We start from the raw sequence: 22561 nt of genomic DNA, 5'->3' as shown, positions 1-22561 counted from the left end.
TTTCGGCAGGCCCTAGTTGCGGCGCCTGATTTCCTTGTTGATAAGCGCTCTCAGTGCGGCCGGTTTTACGGGCTTGTAAAGCACCTGATAGCCGCGATGGCGGGCATCAAGCCGCACCTCATCGCTCACAAAACCTGTGATCAGAATGCCGGGAACAGCGGTGTTCCAGTCCGTACGCAAGCTGTCCATGGTATCGAGACCGTTGGCGTCATCATCCAGCTGATAGTCACCCAGAACGATATCCGGCACCGTACCCGCAAGGCGTTCGCGTGCCTCGCTCAGGCTACGAGCGGCGATAGCGCTACAACCCCAGTTGCTTAACAACGCGACCATGCCCTCAAGGATGGTATCTTCGTTATCCACACAGAGTACGCTGAGCCCGTGCAGGCCGCCGACCGAGCGTTGGGCGGACAGCGGCATGGGCGTACGCGTCGCGATGCCGACTTTGCCAAGGGGTACCGTGATACTGAAAACGCTGCCTTTACCCTGGCGGGAATGAACCTCTACAGGATGGTTGAGCATCTGGCTGATGCGCTCGACAATAGCCAGCCCCAATCCCAGCCCGTGTTGGTCGCGTCCCTGTTGCAGCCGCCGAAATTCTTCAAAGATCTGTACCAGCTTATCCTGCGGAATGCCGGGTCCGGTGTCCCAGACCTCGATACGAAGATGGCCGGGCAGGCGCCGGCAGCCCAGCAGGATACGGCCCTGCGTCGTATAGCGGATCGCGTTGGAAAGCAGGTTCTGCACGACTCTTCGCAGCAGTTGGCTGTCAGACCGTACCCAGGCGCTGGACGGCACGGTGTCCAGGGACAAGCCCTGATCGAGAGCAATCGCCGAGAATTCCGTGACAAGGTGTTGCAGCAGGTCGTTTATACAGAAATCGGAGATCCTCGGCTCCAGCGCGCCTGCATCGAGCTTGGAAATGTCCAGCAGCGTGCTGATGATTTCCTCCGCGGCCTCGAGCGATCTGTCAATGTGTTCGACCAGTTCCTTGCTGGATTCCGCCTGGGGCTGTCCTACCAGGGCTGAGGTGAATAACCTCGCCGCATTAAGAGGCTGCAGCAGGTCGTGGCTGGCGGCAGCCAGAAACCGGGTTTTGCTCTGATTGGCTTTTTCTGCCACCGACTTCGCTTTCAACAGTTCGCCGTTCAGCTCCTGCAATTCCTCGGTCCGCTCCTTAACCCTCTGCTCGAGGTACGTGTTGGTTTCCTTCAGGGCCTGTTCAGTCCGCCGGGCTGCGCTAATATCCTGAAACGTTGTCACATAGCCGCCGCCGGGCAAGGGGTTGCCTTCCATCAGGATAACGGTGCCATCGGCACGCTGTCTTTCCGAGGAATGAGGAATACCCGTCCGCATTTTGTGGACCCGCTCCTCAACCATTTCTTCCACGTTGCGCGCAGGCAGGTTGGCCATAATCAGGTTGTAGCGGATCAGGTCACCGACGGGCCTACCGACCTTCACGAACCTGCGCGGGTAAGAGAAGAACTGAAGGTAACGCTGATTCCAGGCCACAAGCCGCTGGTTGGGGTCGACCACTGATACGCCGAGGCTGATGTTCTCAATTGCTGACTGCAGCAGCTCGCGGCTGAATGTCATGGCCTGTGATGCCTCATCGACGATACTGACCACATCTTCGATCTGCATGTCGCGGCCGGTCAGCGTGGACTCCAGAACCACTCGGGCGGTGGATGCGCCGATTACGGAGGCCAGTTGGCGTTCGGTGTACTTCATGAGATGAGGGGTGGCCGGTTTATGGGCCAGCAGTTTTATGGCATTACGTCGCTGATAACGGTTGAAGATGGCTTCAGCACGGGCTTCGCCCATGAAACGGTCGGCCAGTGCTCTAAGATCGGAAACCAGTGTCTGGCTTTCCCATACGTGTTGGTCGTCGCTGTCGAAGCGCGGCTGTGAGTCGTGGAAATAAGTGGCGATCTGGATCTTTTCGCGCACCCTCTGGCGGGTAAAGAGCGAGACGAGAACATACAGCATCGCGTTGATGCCAAGGCTCCAGACAATGCCGTGAGTTGTCGGATCAAGGTTGAGCCCGAGGAAAGCTGTCGGGCGCGACCACTGCATGCCCCAGAGCCCCTGTTCGAGCCAGGTCGCATCGAACAGGCCGGTATTTGCCAACGTAGGGAACAGGAGCGTATAGCACCAGAACCCAAACCCGGCGCAAAGGCCCCAGATAGCGCCCTGCTGGTTGCCGCGGCGCCAGAGTACGCCGCCGATCAGCGCGGGCCCGAACTGCGCGACAGCGGCAAACGACAGTAATCCGAAGGCCGTCAGTGAATAGGCTTCACCAGTTAATCGATAAAAACTGTAGGCGATCACCACGATGGCGCCGATCGTGATGCGACGGATCGTCAGCAGTAGAAAGCTGAGATCGCGCCGGCGATGCATGTCCGGATGAAAAAAACGCAGCAGACCAGGCATTACCACTTCGTTGCTGACCATTGTCGCCAGGGCGACGGTGGACACGATCACCATGGCGGCGGCGGCAGATCCGCCGCCCAAAAAGGCAAGAACGGCTAACCATTCCTGGCCAGCGCCCAGAGGCAGATTGAGCACCATCATGTCGGCGTTTCCGCCAGCATCGCCGTAGATTATTAGTCCGGCACCGGCGATGGGTAGCACGAACGCGGTGGCTACGACCAGATACAGCGCCATCATCCATCGGGCGGTCTCGAAGTCCCTGTGGTCAGTATTTTCGACCACCATGACGTGAAACTGTCGGGGCAGACAGACTATGGCGAACATTGCGACCACGGTCTGCACAACGAACGGAAAAGGGTCGAGGGGACCAAAAGCGAATTCGACGACGCCAACGTGTTGTTCAAGCCGGTTGTAAAGGTCGCCGAAGCCATCAAACAGGGAGTAGCCAACAAAAAGGCCGACAGAGACGAAAGCGACCAGTTTGATCACCGACTCAAACGCCACGGCCTGGATCATGCCCCTGTGGTGTTCTGTGGACTCCAGATGACGTGTGCCAAACAGTATCGTGAAAAGCGTCAGGACAATGGCAATGTACCAGGCCGTATCGCCCCAGATGGGCTGACGTTCAATCCCTATCTGTTCGGGTCCCGCCGTCAGCACCGTAAAACCCATGGCTATGGCTTTCAGCTGGAGCGCGATGTACGGAATGGACCCCACCACAGCGACAATAGCGATAAGGGCGGCAAGCAACTGGGATTTGCCGTAGCGCGATGCGATGAAGTCTGCGATCGACGTCGTATTGCTGCGCTTGCTGATAAAAATGATACGCCGCAGGACCGGCGCAAAGAGCAGAAAGACCAGCAGGGGGCCAAGGTATATCGGCAGGAAACCCAGGCCTTCGGTCGTTGAACGACCTACCGCACCATAGAAGGTCCATGAGGTGAAATAGACCGCGAGTGATAGCCCGTAAACCTGCTTGCGGAGAAACGTCCTGCGGTAGAGACCGGGTCTCCTGTCGCCCGCCCAACCGATCGCGAAAAGCAGCGAGATATAGAGGATTGAGATCAGTATCAGTAGCCAGCCGCTAATCATGGATGATCATTCTTTGCCGCGTCATTGTCTTGTTGGTTCCAAGTATATGATTTATCTAGCAGTTATGTTGCGAGACTAAAGTCTTATTTTGTATGGGACCGGGCTCTCATACCGTAAGAGATGAGATTTCCCGGGTTCGCCGACACTTTGTCATACCGATGCGCTTCGACAGCCACGGGCGAATACGCGAGTCCATCCCCTGATAACAATAAAATGGAGGCGGTTATGACCCCCGAAGAGCAACGTTTAAGCAGGACGGCGTACTGGAAACGCAATGTGCGTCTGCTCCTGTCCCTGCTGGTCGTTTGGTTTGTGGTCTCGTATGGCTTCGGGATCATCCTGGCTGATTTTCTCAATCAGTTCTATCTGGGCGGTTTCCCGTTGGGATTCTGGTTTGCTCAACAAGGCTCCATCTACACGTTCGTCGTCCTGATCTTCGTTTACGTATGGCGAATGAACAAGCTCGATCGTGAGTTCGATGTAGACGAAGAATAATAAAACCGGAGGTCAGGCAATGAGCACGCAGTTTCTAATATATCTTTTCGTAGGCGGCACGTTCGCGCTCTATATCGGCATAGCCATATGGTCCAGAGCCGGTTCCACCAGTGAATATTACGTTGCAAGCAAAGGGGTTCATCCAATCGCCAACGGTATGGCGACGGCGGCCGACTGGATGTCTGCAGCATCCTTTATTTCAATGGCCGGGATTATTTCCTTTGCCGGTTATGATGGTTCGGTTTATCTGATGGGCTGGACCGGCGGGTATGTTCTTCTCGCCATGTGTCTTGCGCCTTACCTGCGTAAATTCGGCAAGTTCACCGTGCCGGAGTTTATCGGCGAGCGCTACTATTCCCAGGCAGCCCGGGTGGTTGCGGTTATCTGCGTTATCTTCATTTCTTTCACTTATGTCGCCGGGCAGATGCGCGGTGTGGGCATTGTATTCTCGCGCTATCTCGAAGTCGGCATTAACGCCGGCGTATTTATCGGCATGGCGATCGTTTTCTTCTACGCCGTACTCGGCGGTATGAAAGGCATTACCTACACCCAGGTCGCGCAGTACTGCGTCATGATTGTGGCTTATCTGATTCCGGCGATTTTCATGTCGATGCTGATCACCGGCAACCCGATCCCGCAACTCGGCTTCGGCAGCACTGTTGAGGGAACGGACCAGTCGGTTCTGACCCGACTAAATGGGCTCCTGACTGAGCTTGGCTTCGCGGAGTACACCTCAGGGACCAAGTCGACCGTAGACGTGTTCGCGATCACGCTTGCCCTGATGGTAGGCACCGCGGGTCTGCCGCACGTTATCGTTCGCTTCTTCACCGTGCCCAAAGTATCCGACGCGCGTCTTTCTGCCGGTTTTGCACTGGTATTTATTGCGCTGCTTTACACTACAGCGCCAGCCGTCGCCTCCTTCGGCCGCATTAACCTGATAAACACGGTTGAGAGCACTGAGTACCAGGAACTGCCCGAGTGGTTCAGCAACTGGGAGAACAGCGGTCTCATCGCATGGGAAGACAAGAATAACGATGGTGTTATCCAGTACCGTGCCGGCGCACCCTTCGAAGGGAATCCCGATTTTGCGCCTGACCGGGGCGAGTACGGTCAGCGTGAGCTGACGAATACGCCTACCGCCAACCAGAACGAGCTTTATGTCGACAGAGACATCATGGTTCTGGCGAATCCCGAGATTGCAGGTTTGCCGGGCTGGGTTATTGCCTTGATCGCGGCGGGCGGTCTTGCTGCGGCGCTTTCAACTGCAGCCGGGTTGCTGCTGGTTATCTCGACGTCGGTGTCCCATGACCTTCTGAAGAGCAACCTGATGCCGAATATCACGGAGAAACAGGAGCTTCTTGCGGCGCGTGTGGCTGCGGGTGTAGCGATATTCATCGCGGGCTACTTCGGTATCAATCCGCCCGGATTCGTGGCTCAGGTGGTGGCGTTCGCCTTCGGCCTGGCGGCGGCCTCGTTCTTCCCGGCCATCATTATGGGTATCTTCTACAAGCGTATGAACAAGGAAGGGGCGATCGCCGGCATGCTGACGGGTCTGATTTTCACCTTTGCCTACATTGTGTACTTCAAGTTCGTCAGTCCGGCCTCCAACACGCCCGATTCCTGGTGGTTTGGAATTTCGCCCGAGGGTATCGGCTCGTTGGGGATGGTCTTCAACTTCGTCATCGCATTTACAGTGTCGAAGATGACGGCTCCGCCACCGGATCATATTCAGCATCTGGTAGAGGAGATACGCGTCCCGCGTGGCGCCGGTGCAGCTACAGCGCACTGATCCCCTGACTGCTCCAAAAAACAGAAACCCCGCCTTGTGCGGGGTTTTTGCTGTCTGGACCAGGGCGGGTCGCGGGGGGAGCCCCTACTACCCGGGTTTACTCAGCCGTCGTCTTCTTCATCGGCGCGCGCTCTTTCCCGGCGTTCTTCTTCCTCTTCACGTGCGGCTGCGATAACCGCCATGACTTCGTCCACGTCGGCACTCGCGGAATTACCCTCGAACACGCCCGAAAGCTTGGTGTCCGGATGCAGTTTGCCGGCCTCGTAGAGGGACCAGATCTCGCCGCCGTAGTTGGTCTTGAGGAGTTCGGGCGCAAAACGGCCGAAATAGCTACGCATGTTGGCGACGTCCCGTTCCAGCATCATCTCCGCATTGTTGTTGCCCGCTGCGTCCACTGCCTGGGGCAGGTCGATGATGACCGGGCCGCTGGCGTCGACCAGGACATTAAACTCCGATAGGTCACCGTGAACCAGCCCGGCGCTGAGCATGCGCACGACTTCGGTGATAATGCGGTCATGGTATTCCAGGGCCTGTTCGGGGCTGAGGGTGACGTCGTCCAGACGCGGAGCAACTGAACCGTCCGCATCGCATACCAGTTCCATCAGCAGCACGCCGTCGACAAAGCCGAAAGGCTGGGGCACACGTACGCCCGCAGAGGCCAGGCGGTAGAGCGCATCGACTTCAGCGTTAAGCCATGCGCTTTCCTGCTCCTTCTGCCCGTACTTGGTTTTCTTTGACATTGCCCGGGCCCGGCGGCTGTTTCGTACTTTTCGGCCCTCCTGGTACTGTACCGCCTGCTTGAAGCTGCGTTTCTGCGCTTCCTTGAAGACTTTGGCACAGCGCCGGGTGTCGCCGCAGCGCACGACATAGACCTGTGCTTCCTTCCCGCTCATCAACTGGGTGATCACTTCGTCGATCATGCCGTCGTCGACCAGGGGCTGTAAACGCTTGGGGATCTTCATAAAGCCGTCGGCACGTTCAAAACACCATTCATTACATTCATAAAGCCTTCAGTACCCTTATTTGACGTCAACGTAAACAATACAGGCCTCGGGATTATAGTTCTGCGCGTGCCCGTTAATTCTCCCGCAAGGTCCCGGGACCGCATATTGAGCTGTCTTGGCCTCGCCGAATAGACGGGCGCAGGATCGCCGGATAAGCAGTAAGGCATCAGAACCGATGGCGCTGGGCTCGCAGTTGGCGGGTCAACCGGGCCTTGCGCTCCAATCCGGCCAGGTCGATGATACCTTGGCGGCGGGCCGCGTGCATGGCTATCAGCATTAACTCGGCGGTTACCAAGGCGTCGGCTGAGGCGTTATGGCGCTCAGCAACATTCAGTCCAAAATGCGCGACCCACTGGTCCAGTTGACCACCTTCTACTTTTGCCTCGGGAAACAGCGTTGGCATGACGTCTGCGAGGTCGAGCCAGTGGGGCTTGCGGTCCAGGCTGAGGTGGTCCTGCAGCGCCCGTTGCAGCATACGTTGGTCGAAGGGAGCGTGAAAAGCCACAAACACCGCGTCGCCGGCCCAGCGCAGGAACGAAAGCAAAGCCTCCTCGGGTGGCTGGCCCTGTTCGAGGGCATCGGGCCCCAACCCGTGAATAAGAAGACTCTCTCCCGGCCGGCCTGCGGGTTGTGCCAGCACCGACTCAAACTGATCAGCGAGGTCAATGCGGCCATGGTTGACGGCGACGGCGCCGATGGCGAGGACGATATCCTTGTTGAGGTTCAGACCCGACGTTTCCAGGTCAACCACGACCAGTCGGTTGTGCTCCCAGTTTCCCGCCTGCGCAAATGATAGTGGCTCGGGCAGCTCGCTGGCAGCCTCGGCGTGAGGGGAGTTGAGGGGCCGTCCTCGCAGTCGGGCGATCAGTTTCTGCAGCATCATGCTCCTCAGCCGGGATAGGCGCGCTCGAGTGTCTGCTGCAGCCGCTGGGCTTGCCGGAGTGCTTCTCTCAGAATGCGGCGATCGAGCTGGTTGAGGCTGTCGATGTTGATACGGTTGTTCAATTCCTTTTGCTCATGCACCTGGCGCTGCTGATTCTGCATGCGCAGGAGCTGGATCAAACCGTAGGCTTCTGTCCAGGCATTGGCATCCCTGGCGTCGAATACCCCGGCTTCGGTCAGGGATTCTATTCGTTCCAGCGTGCTGGTCGCCCTGATGCCGTGGGCGAGGGCGAATACCCGCGCCGCGTCCACAAACGGCGTGAGACCCTGGGTCTTGAGGTCGATGCGCCGCTTGTCCGGTCCGCGTCCGAAGACAAAGCCGCGAAAAAGGTGAAGCGGCACCCGGCTGTGAAGCGCGTTGGTCGCCAGCATTTTCTGAAACAGCGAGTTCTTGCGGGCGGTCGAAAGAATCTCGGTAAACATACTCTCAACGGGGTTTACATCGCCCCAGACGGCACGCAGATCCAGAAAAATGGACGACCTGAGCAGGTTCTCCGGTGTTGAGGACGCGATCAGTCGCATGTACCACTGGCGCCACTCCTGCGCCGAGAGGCACAGTTCCGGGTTGCTCGCCATGATATTGCCCTTGCAAAGGGAGAAGCCACAGGCTGCCAGATCATTGTTGATTCTTTTCGCCAACGGCAGCAAAGCGGCGCGGGCCTGATCTTCTGTCTGGCCTGGCGCGCACTGGAACAGGATGCCGTTATCCTGATCTGTCAGCAGGGTTTGTTCATGCCGGGCTTCGCTGCCAAAGATCAGCCAGGTAAACGTAACGCCAGGGTCATCCTTGTTCAGGTTCAGCTCGATCACACGCCGAACGGTGCAATCGTTGAGTGTTGTGATGATGCGTAGTATCTGGCCTGCGGCGGCGCCCCGAGCGAGCATGCCCTGAATGAGATTTGCAATCTCAGCCTGAAGACCCACCAGTGTCTGCAACCGGGTCGCACTTGCGATAGCGCGGGCAAGATGGACCAGGTGAACCCGTTGCAAGGAGAAAAGATCACGTTCAGAAACAACGCCACTGATCTGGCCCTGCGCGTTGATCAGACAGACATGGGCGAAGTGATGCTCCGCCATGGCCAGAGCGGCATCGAATGCGCTCGCGGTTTCCGGCAGGGTATGCGGTGCGCCGGTCATAACCTGAGCGATAGGCACGCCCAGGTCCTGTCCGGGAGCGGCTACCAGGCGGCGTAGATCCCGCAGGGTAAATATACCGATGGGGCGCTTGTTGCTATCGGTTATCACGACGCTGCCCACATTCTCGTCGTGCATGCGTGCGACCGCCTGATGGACCGGCATCTCCGGCGTGCAGGTAATGGGAGAGCGGGTGGCAAAGTGCTCAAGGGGTGTGTCGAGGGAGTGACTGGCGCCCAGGCTTTCCATGGAGCGCGATTGCATCTGGCGGGTGACCTGGTCCAGCAGAGAGCTTACTCCCCGCAAGCAGAAGTCCCTGAATACCTCACTCAACCCAAAAACGCTGATAAAGTGTTCCCGGGGTAACACCAGGCAAAAAGTGTCGCCGACTGCGCGATGCAGTGTGCGGGTTGGGCGCTCTCCGAGCAGCGCGGCCATCGGGAAACACTCGCCTTTGCTTATCTCGAAGGTCGTGTCGATTTTACCGTCTTGATTGGTATCCCGTTCGCCCCGGATACGCCCCTGTTTGACCACATACAACTGGTCCACGGACTTTCCACCGGGCTCAAGGACTACATCGCCATCCGCAAAATACTGCAGGCTGCAGTGGGTGACGAAGCTGGCAAGGTGCGACTCGTCCATGTCGGAAAATGGCGAAAACCGCTGTAAAAAAGACATAAGCCCATGGACGTTCTGCCTGACCGGCTCCTGCGCCTTTACCTCATTCTTGCTCATAGCACTATACCAATGTCCCGTACGATTGATCCGCCGGACCAGGAGCCCCCGCAGTGGACACGAGCACCTGCATACGAACAGGCCGCCTGACGGCCGAAACTGAAGCCAGGCTTTGGCTGCGTTCCGAGACTGTAACTCCGATGGTATAGTTACGCCAGATGACTAAAGTCCGAGTAGCCTTATGACTACGAAAGAAGAACGGCAGAAGTTTCTGGAGGAAATGAAAGGGGTCGCGCCGCTGCGCAGGCCCGAGCGCGCCGACGTCCAGCCCAGTCGTGAGCTGACGCCCGGACACCTGATGCGCCAGCGTGCTGCTGTCAGCGAAAAACTGACCGACCAGAACCCGCTCACCTCTGCGCACGTCGAGCTGCTGGGCCCCCATGATGAGTTGGCTTTCAAGCGCGACGGCGTGCAGAACGGTGTCTATCGTAAACTGCGTCTTGGACAGTATCCCTTGGAAGCACGCCTGGACCTGCACCGCAAAACCGTCGAGCAGGCCCGACAGGAAGTTTTCGGTTTTATACGCGACTGCCTGCGTTACGATGTGCGCTCAGTGCTTATTCTGCACGGTAAAGGTGAACGCAATCCTGACAACGTGGCGCTGATCAAGAGCCACCTCGCCAAATGGTTGCCGGAGCTGCCTGACGTTATGGCGTTCCATTCAGCTCAGCTCAGGCACGGCGGTACAGGCGCGGTCTACGTCATGCTCCGTAAGAGCAAGGACGCACGTGAGCATAATCGGGAACTCCATGGCGCGCTCTGAACTCCGTTCTGCACAGGCCTCGGCTGCGGCAGCCGAAGGCGACCCACAGCGCCTGGGACCCCGGCATTCGGGGCCGGTGTGCAGCGCGGGGCGAACGACCAATCTTGATGTGATCGACGCGGTAGTTGGCTGGCTGGAGGCTGGACATGGTTGCTGGCTAGCTACCGTGGTGGAGAATACACCGGGCATGGCGTGCCCGCCGGGTACATTGCTGGGTATCAGTGATGCCGCCGAAAAAGATGACGGTCAGATCTGCAATCTTGAAGCCGAGTTGCTGCAACGCTCATGCACCGGGGCCAGCGGGCAGAACTGGCCGCAGCTCATTGAACATACCGTGGTGGCGGATGAGCAGGCGAAGTACTGCCTTGCCGGGCCAGGTCGCACCGTACTCGTTATTGAGCGGCATGAGGCCGCTGGCAGTCTTGAGCATTTTCGTGGCCTGCAGGAAGGCTTGGGCAGACGTGAACGCCTCATTCGGCGAGTCGATCGTGTTTCCGGTTCAGCTTCAATAGAACAGCCCCGGCCGATGGCCCTGGTTGAGTTGGACGCGGCGGCGTTGTGGCACAAGCTGGACCCGACAACACGTCTGACCATTGTCGGCGCGGGCGAGATTGCACGGGTACTGGCGCTATTTGCTTCGGCCTGTGGTCTGGATGTGACTCTGGTGGAGCCACGGCAGGCGTTCGCCCGCTGTTGGGGTGAAACCGGGGTAAAGCTTGAGCAACGCGATCCGGCTGATGCTCTGGCAAGTGGCTTGGCGGACGCATGCAGTGCCGTGGTCGTGCTGACCGATGCGCCTGAGCTCGAGCATCCGGCGCTGGTGACGGCGCTCCAGAGCAGCGCTTTTTATATTGGTGCATTAGGCACGCGGCAGTCGGCCGCTCTCCGACGCCAGCGTCTGTTCGAGGCCGGCGTCGGTAAAAACCAGTTGCCGCGGTTGCACTCGCCGATAGGGTTTGAGATAGGTAGCGAGACACCGGCCGAAATCGCTGCCGCAATTATGGCTCAGTTACTGGCCGAACGGCATCGGTTGATGAGACGGGCAGTGTCTCTATAATTGTCTGCCACGGCCGCAACCCGGCCTGATGTTTATCTGAATCTGCGCTTTGTCATACGCCCGGTGTCAGGTCGCGGTATGACGCTGAGTTTCCGACGCTCCGGGGCCGCAGGCTTATCAAGGATGCATTGAGGAGGATCACCTGTGATTGATGTGACAAATTATGCACAAGCCGCGCAGGCCCTGGTCGATGCGGGCCGCTTCCTTTACGGGCGGGGCTGGTCGCCTGCGACCAGTTCAAACTATTCCGCGCGGATCGATGCAGAGCATATAGCCATTACGGTCTCCGGGCGCCATAAGGGCCAACTGAAAGCCGGCGATGTCATGGTGGTTGATCTGGACGGCAGGCCGGTGCAAAGCGCGACGCGGGCATCAGCCGAAACGGCTTTGCATACGGTGCTCTATGGGTTGTTTACCGACATAGGTGCGGTAATTCATACCCACTCTCTGGCGGCGACCGTATTGAGCCGCGCCCTGCAGGACCGGACCGAGATTGTTTTGCAGGACTACGAGCTGCAAAAAGCTTTCCCCGGCCATGAGACCCACGAGTCACAGGTTCGTTTGCCCATATTCGAAAACAGCCAGGATATCGCAAGCCTTGCCGAGGAAACCCGGCAGTTTTTTGCGGAAAACATGGAGTATCCCGGTTACCTTATCCGCGGACATGGGCTTTATACGTGGGGGGCGTCCGTAGAGGATTGTCTGCGACACACCGAAGCGTTGGAGTTTCTTCTGGCGTGTGAGCTGGAAATGATGAGGTTAGCTCGATGACTACACTGAGTATTTTTGCAGCGGATGCCCCCGGGGTACCGCGCTACGTCACCGAGGACGTGGGCGAGATCCAATCGGAGCTCGACGCCCGTGGCGTTCGCTTTGAGCAGTGGGCGACCAGGCCCATGCCGGACGACGCCGCTCCAGAGGACATTCTTGAGGCATACGCGGAGGAGGTCCAGAAGCTCAAGGCTGAGAGCGGTTTTCAGGCAGCGGATGTGATCAGCCTGTCGCCAGGTAACCCCCAGAAGGAGGCACTCCGACAGAAGTTTCTGGACGAACATCGCCACAGCGAAGATGAAGTCCGCTTCTTTGTGCGTGGCCAGGGTCTTTTCTACCTGCACATCGGCGAAGAAATTCTGGCGGTGCTCTGCCAGAAGAACGACCTGATCAGCGTACCCGACGGCACTCCCCACTGGTTCGATATGGGGCCGGAACCTTCCTTTACCTGCATCCGGTTATTTACCAACACCGAGGGGTGGGTGGCCAATTTTACCGGTAACGACATTGCCAGTCGTACTCCGCGTTACGAAAAGCTGGCGGGCGCATAATGATCCGGGTCATCCTCACGGATGTGGAAGGTACTACTACCTCTATCAGTTTCGTGCATGAGGTGCTCTTTCCCTACGCGGCAGAGCATCTGGATGAATTTATACGCGCGCACCAATATGAAGCTGCTGTAAGCGCAGCACTGGACTCGGTGGCGCAAGAGAGCGGCTGCAAGCGGGACGACCTGGATAGCCTTCTGGCCAGCCTGCAAGGGTGGATTCGCGAAGACCGCAAGGTCACGCCACTCAAACTGCTGCAGGGCATGATCTGGCGCCATGGCTATGAAAGGGGCGACTTTCAGAGCCATGTCTACGAGGACGCTGCGGATTATCTGCGCCGCTGGCACGATCGCGGCCTACGGCTGTTTGTCTACTCAAGTGGCTCGGTCGAGGCCCAGAAGCTGATCTTTACACACAGCATTGCGGGCGACCTGACGCCCTTCTTCAGCGACTACTTCGATACCCGGGTGGGCGGCAAGAAAGAAGCTGAGTCCTACAGAAACATTCTCGAGCATCTTGGCGTAGAGCCCTCACATGTACTGTTTCTATCAGACGTTGCGGCTGAGCTGGATGCAGCCGAAGATGTCGGTCTGCGTACATGCCTGCTGGCGCGTGCGGAGGACTCCCCGGGTTCGACAATGGATGCCCGGGATCGGCCCGTTGCCAGGGATTTCTCAGAGGTCGACCGCTTGCTGCTCCAGGATTAAAGCGCCGCCCAGGAGGCTTTTATGATGTTATCGGTAGAGCTCAGCCACTACCCACTTACTGAAGACTATAAGTCAGTCATCAGAGAATTGATCGCCCGCCTGCAAGCGTCTCAGGTTGAGGTTCGCCCCAACAGGATGAGCACTCACATCTTTGGTGAGTATCAGCAGGTCATGGACGTGTTGGCCGACACGATGAAGTGGTCCTTCGAAAAGCATGGTAAAGCAGCGTTCGTGGCCAAGTTTATCGAGGGGGACCGGCGATAACCGCCCATGCTGAGGTTGTTTTTTCTGGCAGCGCTTGTCGTTGGGCTAACGGGATGTGATTCGCTGTCCGGGCCATCCAGCCTGATGGACGATTATATCGATCGGGTTTCCCGGGTACTGGACGTTGAGGTTGAACCCGCCGAGCTACCCGATACCGCGACCCTGCCGCGCCGCCGGGACCGGGTAAGAGAGCTTCCTGCGGTCGAGATCGGCTTACTCGAATTCTTCTCGCTCTACGGTTGTGAGCTCCAGCAGATTGTCGGCGAGAAGAATTCGGCACTGGGCCGTGTCATGCAGCCCGCGCAAAGCCTGGGCTATGAAATCCGGTTCCTTGCGGCGGCTGAGGAATGCCTGCCAACCATCACCGACCCGGCGCTGCGCGAAGCACTGGCCCAGGCTGTCATCACCAAGCGCGAAGCACTACCTCGGGTCATCTGGAACGCCACGTGGGGAACCGAGGAAATTGCCGATTTTTTCTCCCGCGGTCATGGCTATGTTCCCCTTGACCCTGACCTCGATGTACTCACTACCCTTGCCACTGATCTCAACCGGCTTAATGACTGGTTGCGTGAGACAGCGCGGAGGGATAAGCCCGTGTTATTTCCCGCCATAAACGAAATTCACCAGCGCTGGCAAGGCCTGCCGGTCGGTGGCCGGCTTGTGCAGAGCGCGAGGTTGTTGACCGCCCGCCTTAACGACGCGGAACAACTGCTTGGTAAGCGTCTTGAAGGCAGACCCCTTTGCCTGCGCAAGCAGCCTAACCGCAACGCGGAAATCATGCGCAATGTCTTCTTCAACATCTACGTGCAGCAGGTACAGCCGTATATGGCCCAGGTGCAGCGTGTGAAAGCGCGGATTGTGCCCGCACTTCGGGAGCTGGCGGCACTTCAGGCGGACGCCGCGACCCCCGCCATGACGGCTTTCTTCTCGGAAGTCCTGGGAAGCGATAAGAACAGTATCTGGCAGGCCCTGGATGAGGCGACCCGCCGGCATACTGAACGCTGGCAGGAACTGCTCGACCAGTGCGGCATGCGTCCGCAGGCTTAGCGTTCATCGCCGTTTCGGATCCGCATGACATTCCCGGCTTCAGGTGGCCAGGGGCAGGGCGCTCGTCCGCAAGGCCATCGCTGCGCCTAACGTTCGCTTTCCGGCGTAACCCGCAGAATTTCTTCAATCGTTGTCTGGCCTGCCGCGACTTTTTGTGCGCCGCTCAGGCGCAGCGAACGCATGCCGGCTTTATAAGCTGAACGCCGGAGATCGTCCAGCTCACAGGATTCTGTAATCCGGTCGCGAAGGGCGCCTTCCAGGGGGAGAATTTCGTAAACGCCGGCGCGCCCGCGGTAACCCGTGTTACGGCAGTTGAGACAGCCTATGGGTTGGGCAACCGTTTCCGGAACCGGCGCCTTCCACGGCCGGGTCAGCGTACGCCAGGCTTCGGGGTCGACGGCTGTCGGCGCCTTGCAGTCGGGGCAGAGCACACGGGCGAGGCGTTGTGCCATAACGCCCAACAGTGTCGAGCGGATCAGATAGGCGGGAACGCCCAATTCCAGTAACCGCGTGATGGCGCTGGGCGCATCATTGGTGTGGAGTGTGGAGAGCACAAGGTGACCGGTCAGGGCGGCCTGAACCGCCATCTCCGCCGTTTCCGCGTCCCTTATCTCGCCGATCATGATGATGTCCGGGTCCTGGCGCATCAGCGCCCTTATACCACCGGCGAACGTCAGGTCGATACCGCGGTTGACCTGCATCTGGTTGAAGGCGGGCTCGACCATTTCGATGGGGTCTTCGATGGTGCAGACATTGACCTCGTCAGTGGCCAGTTGCTTCAGGGTAGAGTAAAGGGTGGTCGTCTTGCCCGAACCCGTCGGGCCGGTGACCAGCACGATACCGTGGGGATGCCCCGTCATGCCCTGCCAGCGCTCGCGGTCGTCCCGTGAAAAACCGAGCTGCTCGAATGACTTCAACAGGACTTCCGGGTCGAAAACCCGCATGACCATTTTCTCGCCGAATGCGGTCGGCAATGTGGCAAGGCGCAGCTCTACTTCACTGTTGTCGGGCTTGCGGGTTTTTATCCGGCCGTCCTGGGGCTTGCGCTTCTCGGCGACGTTGAGCCGGCCGAGGATTTTCAGCCGCGAAACAACCGCCAGCCCCACCTCGGCGGGAAAGTCGTAGACTGTGTGCAGTACGCCGTCTATGCGAAAGCGTACATGGGCCACCTCCCGCCGGGGTTCGATATGAATATCGCTGGCGCGCTGGTCATACGCGTACTGGAGTAGCCAGTCGACAATGCTCACCACGTGCTGATCATTGGCATCCGGGCTGCTGTCGCCCAGGTCCAGCAGCTGTTCGAAATTCTGCGTGTAGCGCTGCCCGGCTTCGCCGCTGGCCTTGTTCACCGAGTTGGCCAGCTGGTAAAGCTCAACCGTGTAACGGCTGATGTCGGCGGGATTGGCCACCACCCGGCGAATGTCCTTGCGCAGCACATGGCGAAGATTATCTTCCCAGTCGCTCTTGAAGGGCTGGGCACTCGCAATTACGACGTGGTCCGGTTTTATTTCAACCGCGAGAATCTCGTGGCGTTGGGCAAACGCGTAAGACATGACGCGGGCAATCGCAGAGACGTCGATTTTGAGCGGATCAATGTGGAAGTACGGCTGGTCGGACCAGGTGGCGAGCCACCGGGTTAGCTGGTCGAGATCCAGGGGCCGCCCCGTTGCCTCGCTTTTCAGCTCCGCCCGTGCGATCAGCTCAAGTGGGTGGCGCTTTTTCCGGTCTCCGCCCAGGTTCGCGTTAACCAGCTGTTCTGCCGCGTCCTGGGAAATAAGACCCTGGCTGACCAGTGCGTGGCAAAGCTCGCTAAGCGACAGGAACTGATCCTTGCGGGGCGGGGGCAGAGGCATTGTACGGTCCTGGTTCAGAATTGGCCGGTTTGCCGGACGATCAAGGGTTTTGAATGCGTGCCAGCTCCGTGGAGCTGAACGGCGTCGTCATCGGGACATCATTGCATTGCACGGATTCTGACGATGGCCGATACAAACAGGCCTGCGGTTAAACCGGTCATGACAGTAGGCGGCCAGGCCCAACCAGTGAGGTAGGCGCGCACTACGGCGTCCGTGAAATAGATCATCAGTATAAAACAGAGCCATTGGTATGTTTTACCGCGGGACTTGAGCAGGCCGGGCAGCAGGATGAGCAGTGGCACCAGCTTTATGGTCAGCATCAACCAGACAGATGCGCCTTCGACGGGGTCTGGCCAGAATGTTGTGACGACCAGAAGCGCGAGAATAGCCCCGTACAGAATCAGCGAAACCACATGGGAAACAGGTGCGGTTCGAGACATCGGATACTCCAAAAATCAGGGTAAAGGTGGTTAAGCCACGTCAGGCCAGTTTGAGCGCCAGCCGCGCCAGTCGTTCACCAAGGGCCTGGCAGAGCGTGATTTCGTCTGCAGTCAGTCGGTTTTCGGTATCTGTCCCCGCCCAATGGCTGGGGCCATAAGGGGTTCCGCCACTGCTGGTGCGATTCAGCGCAGTTTCCGTATAGGGGAGTCCGGCCAACACCATACCGTGGTGGATAAGGGGCAAGGCCATGCTCAGCAAGGTCGTTTCCTGACCCCCATGGAGGCTTCCCGTGGACGTGAATACGCCGGCAGGTTTGCCTTCGAGCGCACCGGACAACCAGAGATCACCGGTACCATCGATGAAGTGTTTCAGCGGCGCGGCCATGTTGCCGAATCGGGTAGGGCTGCCCAGGGCCAGACCCGCGCAGTTCGCCAGGTCTTCCCGGCTGCAGTAGACCGCGCCTTTTGAAGGAACGGCCGGCTCGGTCGCTTCGGTCACGGGCGACACCCGGGGCACAGTGCGTACCTCCGCTGTCATCCCCGAGACCCGGGCAACGCCGCGCGCAATCTGCATGGCCATCTCGTGGGTATGACCGCCGCGGCTGTAGTAAAGTACCAGAATGTACGGTTGGTCTTGCATGGGCATCACTGATCCAGAACTTTAAGAACGTTTTCAGGTGGACGACCCACGGCGGCTTTGCCGTTGCCATGGGCAATGGGCCGCTCTATGAGGATGGGATGGTTGTGCATGGCCTGAAGCAGGGCATTGTCATCCAGGTCGGCGTCGTCGAGCCCGAGCGTCTTGTATGGCTCTTCCTTCTTTCGCATGATGTCCCGCGGTGTCAGGTTAAGCTGGCCGAGCAGAGAGCGAAGCTCTTCTACTGTTGGCGGGGTCTCGAGATAACGCACGACAGTCGGCTGCACATTGCGCTCTTCCAGGAGGGCCAGAGCCTGTCTGGACTTGGAGCAGCGCGGGTTATGATAAAGCGTGATATCACTGGGCATCGGTAGCATCCGCTTGGCTTGGGTGTTTAGATGTGGCCGGAGTTTATCAGTTTGTGCCGCCAAGTGGTGCGGAACGATTCCAAAGGATGAGCAATGACGAGACGACGCTTACCGCGCTCGCTGGCCCTACTGGCACTGATTCTGCTGCTTTCTGCTTGCGGTAAGGATAAGCCGGTCAGCCTGGCCTCAGGCGACACCCTCGATTGGGCTGATCTGGAAGGGCAGTGGCTGGCGGTGAATTATTGGGCTGAATGGTGCAAGCCCTGTTACGAAGAGATTCCCGAGCTGAATGCGCTCGACCGTGATCCCGCGGTAACCGTCCTTGGCGTCAATTATGATTCACTTGAGGGTGACGAGCTGAATGCCGTTATCCGCAAGATGGGCATAAACTTCCCGAACCTGATCCACAGCCCGGCGCCGCGTTTCGGCTGGAATCACCCTGTCGGGCTTCCGGCAACTTTCCTGGTCAATCCGGCAGGAGAGGTGGTGGAAGCCCGCTTTGGCCCGCAGACCCGTAATGAGCTGCTGACGGTTATCCAGGCCTCCAGCGAGGGCTGGGAATAATGCGCTACCGCCAGCAAGGCGAATGTCTTCCCAGCCTCTGATTGAATCAACCAGGACTAAGCAGCAGGCACCAACCCTGCTAGAATAGTTGCGCTTTGCCGCATGCCTGCGTGGGTTGCGGCTTGACGCTTTCGACCGGTTGTTTTCCAACCTCCAGTATTGCTATATCCAGCCTTTTCACGCGTATTTCAGCGTGTTGTCGTGTATTCCGGGAGCCCCATGTCTGCAGCTTTTGTTCATTTGCGAGTCCATTCAGAATATTCACTGGTTGACGGGCTGGTCCGCATAAAGCCGCTATTCAAGCGGGTGGCCGAGCTCGACATGCCGGCTATTGCTCTGACCGAACAGTCGAACATGTTTTCGCTGGTGAAGTTCTACAAAGGCGCGCTGGGTGCCGGGGTTAAGCCGATAGTGGGCGCTGATCTCTGGCTGGAAAATCCTGACGAACCCCAGAATCCGTTCCTGCTGCCATTGCTGGCCACCAACGCTGACGGCTACCGCCATCTGACCGAAATCATTTCTCTCGGCTTTACGGAAGGCCAGGTTTTCGACAAGCCGCTAATCAAACGCGAGTGGATTGAAGCCCGCTCAGGTGGACTGATTGCGCTGTCCGGCGCCAAAGCGGGCGACGTGGGTCGCGCTCTTCTGAACGGTAAGTCCGACCTGGCGCGTCAGCGGGCCGAGTATTGGCTGGCCCTGTTTCCTGACCGTTACTACCTGGAGCTGCAACGGGCCAGCCGGGTTAACGACGAGGAGTGCCTGCACCTGAGCATGGGTTTGGCGACCGAGTTGGATATTCCCGTGGTGGCCACCAATGAGGTGCAGTTTCTGGCCCAGGACGACTTCGAGGCACACGAGGCTCGCGTGTGTATCGGCGAAAGCCGGACGCTGGATGACCCGCGGCGCGAACATCGGTTCAGTGACCAGCAGTATCTGAAGTCCGCGGAAGAAATGGCGGCCCTGTTCGAGGACATTCCGGAAGCACTGGAGAACACTCTGGCGATTGCCGAGCGCTGCAATGTGCCGGTCCGGCTCGGGGAGTACTTCCTGCCCCAGTTCCCGGTTCCCGATGGGCTGACCATGGATGAGTTCTTCATCAAGGTATCCGAAGAGGGGCTTGAAGACCGCCTGAAAACGATTCTCGACCCAAACGCACCCGATTATGCGGAACGCAGGCAGGTCTATTTTACGCGCCTGAAGTTCGAGCTCGATATCATTCTGGAGATGGGGTTCCCAGGCTACTTTCTGATCGTCATGGACTTCATCAAGTGGGCCAAACAGAACGGCGTACCGGTGGGGCCGGGCCGGGGGTCAGGCGCCGGCTCTCTGGTTGCATATTCGCAGCTGATTACCGATCTTGACCCGCTACAGTACGACCTGCTGTTCGAGCGCTTTCTAAATCCGGAGCGGGTGTCCATGCCCGACTTCGACGTCGACTTCTGTATGGAAGGCCGCGACCGGGTCATCAACTACGTCGCCGAAAAATATGGCCGCAATGCTGTTTCCCAGATAATCACGTTCGGCACCATGGCTGCGAAAGCGGTGGTTAGGGACGTGGCCCGGGTGCAAGGCAAGTCCTACGGCCTGGCCGACAAGCTGTCCAAGCTGATTCCCTTCGAAGTGGGCATGACCCTTGAAAAAGCGGTCGAACAGGAGCCGGCCCTGAGAGAGTTCCTGGAGATTGACGAAGAAGCCCAGGAAATCTGGGAGATGGCACGCAAGTTGGAGGGTGTTGCGCGTAACGCCGGCAAACACGCCGGTGGCGTGGTCATCGCACCCACCAATCTGACTGATTTTGCACCGCTGTACTGCGAGCCTGATGGCACCAGTCTCGTAACCCAGTTCGACAAGAACGATGTGGAAGAGGCCGGGCTGGTCAAGTTCGACTTCCTGGGGTTAAGGACGCTCACGATTATCGATTGGGCGCTGAAAATGGTTAACGCCCGCCGCCGTCGCCAGGGGCTGCTCGATCTGGACATTGAGTCTATTCCACTGGATGACGGCCCGTCGTTCGAGCTGTTGAAGAAAGCCGATACCACAGCGGTGTTCCAGCTGGAATCCCGCGGCATGAAGGATCTGATCCGGCGCCTGCAGCCCGACTCCCTGGAAGACATGATCGCCCTGGTGGCGCTGTTCCGGCCGGGTCCCCTGCAATCGGGCATGGTGGACGACTTTATCGACCGTAAACACGGTCGCCAGCCGGTATCCTATCCTCATCCCGACTTTCAGTACGCCGGGCTCAAACCGGTGCTGGAGCCGACCTATGGCATCATCCTGTATCAGGAACAGGTCATGCAGATTGCCCAGGTCATGGCTGGGTTCTCGCTGGGTGAGGCTGACCTGCTGCGCCGTGCCATGGGTAAGAAAAAGCCCGAGGAGATGGCCAAGCAGAAGACCATCTTTATTGAGGGTTGCGCCAACAACGGCATAGACCAGCAATTGGCTGAGAACATCTTCGATCTGGTAGAAAAGTTCGCGGGGTACGGTTTCAACAAATCCCACTCTGCCGCCTATGCCCTGGTGTCGTATCAGACCCTTTGGATGAAAACCCACTACACCGCCGAGTTCATGGCCGCGGTGCTTACGGCGGACATGCAGAATACGGACAAAGTGGTAACCCTCGTTGAGGAATGCCGTAATCTCAAGCTCGAACTGGTCCTGCCTGACGTCAATACCAGCGAATACACCTTCACCGTTAACGATGCCGGTGAAGTGGTGTATGGGCTTGGCGCGATAAAGGGGCTGGGCGAGGGCCCTATCGAAAGCCTCGTCGCTGCCCGGAGAAACGGCGGGCCATTCAGGGATCTGTTCGACTTCTGCGCCCGCGTCGATATGCGCAAGGTCAACAAACGGGCGCTGGAAGCCCTGATTCGGGCGGGGGCGCTCGACAAACAGGGACCCAGCCGCGCGCAATTAATGGCAAGCATCGAAAAAGCAGTGCAACAGGCGGGTCAGCAAAGCCGGAACGCCGACGCGGGCATGGGTGACCTGTTTGGGGAAGACCTGATTCCCGAAGGCCAGGATGACCCGTATGTAGAAGTTGCGCACCTGCGGGAATGGAGCGACAAGGCCCGCCTCCAGGGTGAGAAAGATACGCTGGGACTTTACCTGACCGGCCACCCTTTTGATGAGTATGAGCGAGAAGTCCGGCGCTTTGCGCCCAATGCCATCGCCCAGCTGAAGCCAGGCAAGGGCACCCAACGTATCGCCGGCTTGCTGGTGGCCTTCCGGACCATGAAGAACAAGCGTGGCCAGACCATGGCGTTTGCGACGCTTGACGACCGCAGCGCACGGATTGAGATCGCCATGTTTTCCGAGACGTTCGATCAGAGTCGGGAAGCACTGCAGAAAGATGCGGTGCTGATCGTTGAAGGCAATATCAGTTATGACGACTACAACGGTTCGCTGAAGGTGAGGGCCGAGGCGGTGTACGATGTGGCAGAAGCCCGGCGGCGCTACAGCCGCGGCTTGAAGTTGGCTATTGACCACAAGCAGCTGGGCAACGGCCTGATGGACGAGCTAACTGCGGTGCTACGCCCCTATCGGGCAGAAGGGTGCCGGGTCAGTGTCGACTACGCACGCGCAGATGCCCGTACCCAAATTCAGCTGGGCGCTGACTGGCAGGTCTTGCCAGATGATGAGCTTCTGCTTGGGCTGCGGCGCTTGCTGGGTGATGACCGGGTCAATCTGGTCTACGAATAACGTCACCACCGACGAATATTCGGGCGCCTGGTTGGCGGTCGGGGATGAAGCCGACCCTTTTTATACTAATGTCCGCCTTTTGCCTGCTGCCCAAGGCTGCTACATTGGAAACCGTCACGCGGCTGGCAAGGCGCGCTTATCACGGTGCAGTGAGCGTAATGGTGCAGGGAGTAGCCCAGAAAACCTGAACCGATATTCACGGGAAACGTCGAGTCT

General features: G+C 58.5%; 19 protein-coding genes. 11 read left to right on the top strand and 8 right to left on the bottom strand.

Annotated elements, in window-relative coordinates; all coding sequences use genetic code 11:
- Positions 1 to 12: 12 nt before the first annotated feature.
- Positions 13 to 3525: a hybrid sensor histidine kinase/response regulator gene (locus soil367_RS10795; RefSeq protein WP_136549121.1), complete on the bottom strand. Its 3513-nt coding sequence runs from the start codon at positions 3523 to 3525 to the stop codon at positions 13 to 15.
- 225 nt (positions 3526 to 3750) lie between these two features.
- On the opposite strand from soil367_RS10795, the gene soil367_RS10790 reads away from it, so the two are divergent.
- Complete coding sequence (locus soil367_RS10790) at positions 3751 to 4020, top strand: DUF4212 domain-containing protein (RefSeq protein WP_136549120.1); 270 nt, start codon at positions 3751 to 3753, stop codon at positions 4018 to 4020.
- A gap of 19 nt (positions 4021 to 4039) precedes the next feature.
- The gene (locus soil367_RS10785) at positions 4040 to 5809 is read left to right on the top strand and encodes a sodium:solute symporter family protein (RefSeq protein ID WP_136549119.1); all 1770 of its coding nucleotides are present in this window, start codon (positions 4040 to 4042) and stop codon (positions 5807 to 5809) included.
- Positions 5810 to 5910: 101 nt separating this feature from the next.
- Here soil367_RS10785 and soil367_RS10780 read toward each other — a convergent pair whose 3' ends face one another.
- The 3 genes from soil367_RS10780 to soil367_RS10770 all read right to left on the bottom strand — a co-directional run bounded on the left by soil367_RS10780 (position 5911) and on the right by soil367_RS10770 (position 9624).
- Positions 5911 to 6771, bottom strand: coding sequence for a PA4780 family RIO1-like protein kinase (locus tag soil367_RS10780; protein WP_136549118.1), 861 nt, complete (start codon positions 6769 to 6771; stop codon positions 5911 to 5913).
- Between the two features lie 208 nt (positions 6772 to 6979).
- Positions 6980 to 7696 carry a 3'-5' exonuclease gene (locus soil367_RS10775; protein WP_136549117.1) on the bottom strand — a complete coding sequence of 239 codons (717 nt, stop codon included), beginning with the start codon at positions 7694 to 7696 and terminating at the stop codon, positions 6980 to 6982.
- Between the two features lie 5 nt (positions 7697 to 7701).
- Positions 7702 to 9624 carry a putative nucleotidyltransferase substrate binding domain-containing protein gene (locus soil367_RS10770; RefSeq protein WP_136549116.1) on the bottom strand — a complete coding sequence of 641 codons (1923 nt, stop codon included), beginning with the start codon at positions 9622 to 9624 and terminating at the stop codon, positions 7702 to 7704.
- A gap of 181 nt (positions 9625 to 9805) precedes the next feature.
- On the opposite strand from soil367_RS10770, the gene smrA reads away from it, so the two are divergent.
- The 7 genes from smrA to soil367_RS10735 all read left to right on the top strand — a co-directional run bounded on the left by smrA (position 9806) and on the right by soil367_RS10735 (position 14781).
- The gene (gene smrA, locus soil367_RS10765; RefSeq protein ID WP_136549115.1) at positions 9806 to 10387 is read left to right on the top strand and encodes a DNA endonuclease SmrA; all 582 of its coding nucleotides are present in this window, start codon (positions 9806 to 9808) and stop codon (positions 10385 to 10387) included.
- Entirely contained in the window at positions 10353 to 11444 is a 1092-nt protein-coding gene (locus soil367_RS10760; protein WP_172962331.1) for an XdhC family protein, read from the top strand. The genes smrA and soil367_RS10760 overlap by 35 nt, the downstream gene beginning before the upstream one ends.
- A gap of 144 nt (positions 11445 to 11588) precedes the next feature.
- On the top strand, positions 11589 to 12215 hold the full coding sequence (locus soil367_RS10755) for a methylthioribulose 1-phosphate dehydratase (protein ID WP_136549113.1): 627 nt from the start codon (positions 11589 to 11591) through the stop codon (positions 12213 to 12215).
- The gene (locus soil367_RS10750; protein ID WP_136549112.1) at positions 12212 to 12766 is read left to right on the top strand and encodes a 1,2-dihydroxy-3-keto-5-methylthiopentene dioxygenase; all 555 of its coding nucleotides are present in this window, start codon (positions 12212 to 12214) and stop codon (positions 12764 to 12766) included. The genes soil367_RS10755 and soil367_RS10750 overlap by 4 nt, the downstream gene beginning before the upstream one ends.
- Positions 12766 to 13470 (top strand): acireductone synthase, encoded by a 705-nt coding sequence (gene mtnC / locus soil367_RS10745; RefSeq protein ID WP_136549111.1) that lies wholly within the window; start codon positions 12766 to 12768, stop codon positions 13468 to 13470. Before soil367_RS10750 ends, mtnC begins: the two co-directional genes overlap by 1 nt.
- Positions 13471 to 13491: 21 nt before the next feature.
- Complete coding sequence (locus soil367_RS10740) at positions 13492 to 13734, top strand: YkoF family thiamine/hydroxymethylpyrimidine-binding protein (protein ID WP_136549110.1); 243 nt, start codon at positions 13492 to 13494, stop codon at positions 13732 to 13734.
- A 6-nt stretch (positions 13735 to 13740) separates the two neighbouring features.
- Entirely contained in the window at positions 13741 to 14781 is a 1041-nt protein-coding gene (locus soil367_RS10735) for a DUF3080 domain-containing protein (protein ID WP_136549109.1), read from the top strand.
- Positions 14782 to 14867: 86 nt separating this feature from the next.
- Here soil367_RS10735 and tfpB read toward each other — a convergent pair whose 3' ends face one another.
- The 4 genes from tfpB to arsC form a co-directional block, all read right to left on the bottom strand.
- Complete coding sequence (gene tfpB, locus soil367_RS10730; RefSeq protein ID WP_136549108.1) at positions 14868 to 16634, bottom strand: type IV pilus assembly ATPase TfpB; 1767 nt, start codon at positions 16632 to 16634, stop codon at positions 14868 to 14870.
- A gap of 98 nt (positions 16635 to 16732) precedes the next feature.
- Positions 16733 to 17074, bottom strand: coding sequence for a DUF2069 domain-containing protein (locus tag soil367_RS10725; RefSeq protein WP_136549107.1), 342 nt, complete (start codon positions 17072 to 17074; stop codon positions 16733 to 16735).
- A 40-nt stretch (positions 17075 to 17114) separates the two neighbouring features.
- Entirely contained in the window at positions 17115 to 17714 is a 600-nt protein-coding gene (wrbA, locus tag soil367_RS10720) for an NAD(P)H:quinone oxidoreductase (protein WP_136549106.1), read from the bottom strand.
- Between the two features lie 5 nt (positions 17715 to 17719).
- Positions 17720 to 18079, bottom strand: a complete 360-nt coding sequence (arsC, locus tag soil367_RS10715; protein ID WP_136549105.1) for an arsenate reductase (glutaredoxin) — start codon at positions 18077 to 18079, stop codon at positions 17720 to 17722.
- Between the two features lie 93 nt (positions 18080 to 18172).
- Between arsC and soil367_RS10710 the strand changes: the two genes are divergently transcribed.
- Both soil367_RS10710 and dnaE read left to right on the top strand, forming a co-directional pair.
- A complete protein-coding gene (locus soil367_RS10710; protein WP_136549104.1) occupies positions 18173 to 18643 on the top strand; it encodes a TlpA family protein disulfide reductase in 471 nt (156 codons plus the stop codon).
- 219 nt (positions 18644 to 18862) lie between these two features.
- Complete coding sequence (gene dnaE, locus soil367_RS10705) at positions 18863 to 22345, top strand: DNA polymerase III subunit alpha (RefSeq protein ID WP_136549103.1); 3483 nt, start codon at positions 18863 to 18865, stop codon at positions 22343 to 22345.
- Positions 22346 to 22561 lie beyond the last annotated feature (216 nt).

Source organism: Hydrocarboniclastica marina (assembly GCF_004851605.1).
Lineage (GTDB): Bacteria > Pseudomonadota > Gammaproteobacteria > Pseudomonadales > Oleiphilaceae > Hydrocarboniclastica > Hydrocarboniclastica marina.
Note: the sequence above shows the minus strand (reverse complement) of the source record. Positions and strands in the feature narration are given on the sequence as shown.

Coding starts and splice junctions, on each gene's coding strand:
- soil367_RS10735 (WP_136549109.1), top strand. CDS start 13,741: ATGCTGAGGTTGTTTTTTCTGGCAGCGCTTGTCGTTGGGCTAACGGGA.
- dnaE (WP_136549103.1), top strand. CDS start 18,863: ATGTCTGCAGCTTTTGTTCATTTGCGAGTCCATTCAGAATATTCACTG.
- soil367_RS10785 (WP_136549119.1), top strand. CDS start 4,040: ATGAGCACGCAGTTTCTAATATATCTTTTCGTAGGCGGCACGTTCGCG.
- soil367_RS10790 (WP_136549120.1), top strand. CDS start 3,751: ATGACCCCCGAAGAGCAACGTTTAAGCAGGACGGCGTACTGGAAACGC.
- arsC (WP_136549105.1), bottom strand. CDS start 18,079: ATGCCCAGTGATATCACGCTTTATCATAACCCGCGCTGCTCCAAGTCC.
- tfpB (WP_136549108.1), bottom strand. CDS start 16,634: ATGCCTCTGCCCCCGCCCCGCAAGGATCAGTTCCTGTCGCTTAGCGAG.
- soil367_RS10780 (WP_136549118.1), bottom strand. CDS start 6,771: ATGAAGATCCCCAAGCGTTTACAGCCCCTGGTCGACGACGGCATGATC.
- wrbA (WP_136549106.1), bottom strand. CDS start 17,714: ATGCAAGACCAACCGTACATTCTGGTACTTTACTACAGCCGCGGCGGT.
- smrA (WP_136549115.1), top strand. CDS start 9,806: ATGACTACGAAAGAAGAACGGCAGAAGTTTCTGGAGGAAATGAAAGGG.
- mtnC (WP_136549111.1), top strand. CDS start 12,766: ATGATCCGGGTCATCCTCACGGATGTGGAAGGTACTACTACCTCTATC.
- soil367_RS10775 (WP_136549117.1), bottom strand. CDS start 7,696: ATGATGCTGCAGAAACTGATCGCCCGACTGCGAGGACGGCCCCTCAAC.
- soil367_RS10750 (WP_136549112.1), top strand. CDS start 12,212: ATGACTACACTGAGTATTTTTGCAGCGGATGCCCCCGGGGTACCGCGC.
- soil367_RS10795 (WP_136549121.1), bottom strand. CDS start 3,525: ATGATTAGCGGCTGGCTACTGATACTGATCTCAATCCTCTATATCTCG.
- soil367_RS10740 (WP_136549110.1), top strand. CDS start 13,492: ATGATGTTATCGGTAGAGCTCAGCCACTACCCACTTACTGAAGACTAT.
- soil367_RS10770 (WP_136549116.1), bottom strand. CDS start 9,624: ATGAGCAAGAATGAGGTAAAGGCGCAGGAGCCGGTCAGGCAGAACGTC.
- soil367_RS10710 (WP_136549104.1), top strand. CDS start 18,173: ATGACGAGACGACGCTTACCGCGCTCGCTGGCCCTACTGGCACTGATT.
- soil367_RS10725 (WP_136549107.1), bottom strand. CDS start 17,074: ATGTCTCGAACCGCACCTGTTTCCCATGTGGTTTCGCTGATTCTGTAC.